1 protein-coding gene and 1 pseudogene are annotated in these 3,523 nt (G+C 76.2%); both read left to right on the forward strand.

Translation table 11 applies throughout. The annotated features are described in order from the left end of the window. A pseudogene (locus tag FNH09_RS47425) lies at window positions 1–2,348 on the forward strand (serine protease); the annotation flags it as partial. Between the two features lie 162 nt (window positions 2,349–2,510). Beyond that, a complete protein-coding gene (locus FNH09_RS45415) occupies window positions 2,511–3,470 on the forward strand; it encodes a bifunctional riboflavin kinase/FAD synthetase (RefSeq protein ID WP_162470086.1) in 960 nt (319 codons plus the stop codon). Window positions 3,471–3,523: the final 53 nt, after the last annotated feature.

Raw genomic sequence — 3,523 nt, forward strand, 5'->3', positions numbered from 1 at the left:
CCCCCCGGCCCGGCCGCGTCGACCCACCAGACCTGGGCCCTGCCCACCCGCGTTCGGCGGCACCGGTACCGGCAGGTCCGAGCCCCGCCGTCGAACCGGTCGAACGGGCGGCGACCGCAGCGGAGTTCGCCGCGTTCGCCACCGGGTCGGCCGCCGTTCTCGCCCTTGTCGGCGCCCCCGGCAGCGGCCGTACGACGGAACTCGCGGCGCTCGCCGCCCGCCGCCACCGGGGCACGCGCCCGGCCCCCACCCTGTGGCTGTGCGGCGCCGACCTCCGGGACGACGACGGCTCCGTCGCCGACGCCGCCCGCCGCGCGCTCGCCCGCGCCGTGCGTATCGTGGCCGCCTCCGACCCGGCCCTCCCCGCCGACCTCGGTGACATCGCCCCCGAATGCCTGGCCCGGCTCGCCCGCGCCGCGGGCCGCCCCCTGCTGCTCCTGCTCGACGGCCCGGAGGAGATGCCGCCCGCCCTCGCCCACCGCCTGCCCGACTGGACGACGGGCACGGCGAACTGGCTGCGGGAGTCCGGCGCACGCCTGGTGGTGGGCTGCCGGGCGGAGTACTGGGAGCACGCCGGGGCCGGGTTCCCGCGCGAGCTGCTGCACGGCGCCCCGGACCCGGCCGCGGATCCCGACGGACCGCTGCCGCCCTGTGTGCGGCTCGGGGACCTGACCGAGGACGAGGCCCGGCTCGCCCGCGAGCGCTACGGCATCCCCGGCACGGTCCTCGGCGAGCCGCACGCCCGCCACCCCCTCACCCTGCGCCTGCTGTCCGAGGTCCGGGCCGCCGTCCCCGAAGCCCCCGGCACCCCGCTCGACGGGGACGACGTCCTCGCCGCCCACCTCGATCTGATGTGCCTGCGGATCGCCGTCCGCCTCGCCGCCGGGAACGGCCTGCGCGGCACCGCCGTACGACGTCTCGCGGCGAAGGTCTCCGGCCAGGTCCACCTGGCGGCCCGGAGCAGCCTCGGACCCGGCCAGGGCGAACTGGACCGCGCGTCGTTCGAGGCGCTCTTCCCCTGGGGCACCGCCCCGGCCCGGCTCGGCGGCGGCACCGGCTGGGCTCCCGCCGTCCTCGCCGAGGGACTCCTCGTTCCCGCCGGGGACGGCTACCGCTTCGCCCACGAGGAGCTCGCCGACTGGATCCAGGGCATGCACCTCGACCTGGACGAGGCGCTGCGCGTCCTGGTCCACGGCCCACGGGACGGGCACGCGCTGCCGGTGCCGCGGCACCGCGTCGGCCCCGTCGTCCAGGCCCTGCTCCTGGTCGCCCGCCAGCACGGCAGTCACCGGCTGGCCGTCCGTCTGGAGGAACTGGTCGGCGCCCTGGACACCGACCCGCACTCCTGGTGGGCGGCCCGGCTGCTCGCCGAGGTACTGCGACGGGTGCCGGACGCGACCCCGTACACCGGCGTCCTGCGCCTGCTCACCGAGCTGATCGTCGCCCGGCGCCGACGGCAGCGGCCGCTGCCCGGCGAGTTCGGCCCCGCCTTCTGGACCGGCCTCGCGCTGTCCGACGCCGGCCGTCTCGACCTGCTGCGCCGTCTCGTCCGCGCCGACGCCGCCCCGCACGACACCGGCCCGCCCCGCTACCTCGACGCGACGGCCGAACTGCTCGCCGCCGACCCCGCCGCCGTACAACCGCACCTCATCCGCTGGTTCGACGACGAACGGCGGCTGCCCGCCACCCCGCACGCGACCGTCGCCACGGCCGCGCAGGCGCTGCTGCACACCCACCGGCACCGCGCCCTGGACGACCTCGCCGAGCGCCTGGCCGAGAGCGCGCACCGGCGGGCCGACGAACTCCTCGCCGTCCTCGCCGAGGACGAGCCGTCCGCCGTGTGCCGGGCCGTCGACCGCTGGGCACGCGACGAGCGACCGGCCCGGCGGCTGGCGGCGGTGACGTACGGGCTGCGCGCCGCCCCGCACATCCGCTCCGACGCCGACCACGAACTCCTGCGCCACCTGGCCCTCGACCTGCTCGCCCGCCCCGCCGACGGCACCGTGCACGGCGCGGCGCTCGCCCTCCTCGTCCGCGATCCGCACACCCGGTCCCGGCACCTCCCGCGGGCGCTGAGGCACTTCGCCGCGGCCGATCCGCAGCTCCCGCCGAGCGCGCTGGTCCCCGCCCTCGCCACCCACACCGAACCGGTCCTCGCCGCCTTCCGGGCACGGCTGCGCAGAGCCGACGCGGGCGAGGCCCTGCGTACCCTCGCGGGTGTCACCACGCCCGCTCTGGCCTGCCGGATCGCGGCCGTGGTGCAGGAAGCGGTGGCAGCCCGGACCGCGCCGGCCGCCCGGGTGACGGCCGGCGGCCCGGCCGTGCCGCGCGCACGGCCGGCCGGCTGACCGCCGCCATGAGGTGCGAGTCCGTGGGTCCGAGTCCGTGGCCCGAGGAGTGCGCCCGGTCACAGCCCCCATGCCGATGCGGGTCGGGAGCACTCGGCATGGCACCCTTAGACCTGCGCATAAGGCAGGCAACAAACACAGGTTCGACAAGGAGCGGTCACAGTGCAGCGCTGGCGTGGCTTGGAGGACATCCCCGAGGACTGGGGGCGCAGCGTCGTCACCATCGGCTCCTACGACGGAGTCCACCGGGGCCACCAGCTGATCATCAGCCATGCCGTGGAGCGCGCCCGTGAGCTGGGCGTGCCGTCCGTCGTCGTCACCTTCGACCCGCACCCCAGCGAGGTGGTCCGCCCCGGCAGCCACCCGCCGCTGCTGGCCCCGCACCACCGGCGTGCCGAGCTGATGGCGGACCTGGGCGTGGACGCGGTCCTGATCCTGCCGTTCACCAAGGAGTTCTCGAAGCTGTCGCCGGCCGACTTCGTCGTCAAGGTCCTGGTCGACAAGCTGCACGCCAAGGCGGTCGTGGAGGGCCCGAACTTCCGCTTCGGCCACAAGGCCGCGGGCAACGTGGAGTTCCTCACCGAACAGGGCAGGGTCTACGACTTCGAGGTCGAGGTCGTCGACCTGTACGTGAGCGGTGCGGCGGGCGGCGGCGAGCCGTTCTCCTCCACCCTGACCCGGCGTCTGGTGGCCGGCGGTGACGTCGAGGGCGCCGGCGAGATCCTCGGCCGCCCGCACCGCGTGGAGGGCGTGGTCGTCCGCGGCGCGCAGCGCGGCCGCGAGCTGGGCTTCCCGACGGCGAACGTCGAGACGCTGCCGCACACCGCGATCCCGGCCGACGGCGTCTACGCCGGCTGGCTGCACGCGGACGGCGAGGCCATGCCGGCCGCCATCTCCGTCGGCACGAACCCGCAGTTCGACGGCACGGAGCGCACGGTGGAGGCGTACGCCATCGACCGTGTCGGCCTGGACCTGTACGGCCTGCACGTCGCCGTCGACTTCCTTGCCTACGTCCGCGGCCAGGCGAAGTTCGAGTCGCTGGAGGCGTTCCTGGAGCAGATGGCCGAGGACGTGAAGCGCTGCCGTGAGCTGGTGGAGGCGGCGCGGAACCCCGCTGGCTAGCTCCCCCGCTCGTACGACGACGAAGGGCGGCCGGTGTCCTCGGGACACCGGCC

Source organism: Streptomyces adustus (assembly GCF_009377175.1).
GTDB lineage: Bacteria > Actinomycetota > Actinomycetes > Streptomycetales > Streptomycetaceae > Streptomyces > Streptomyces adustus.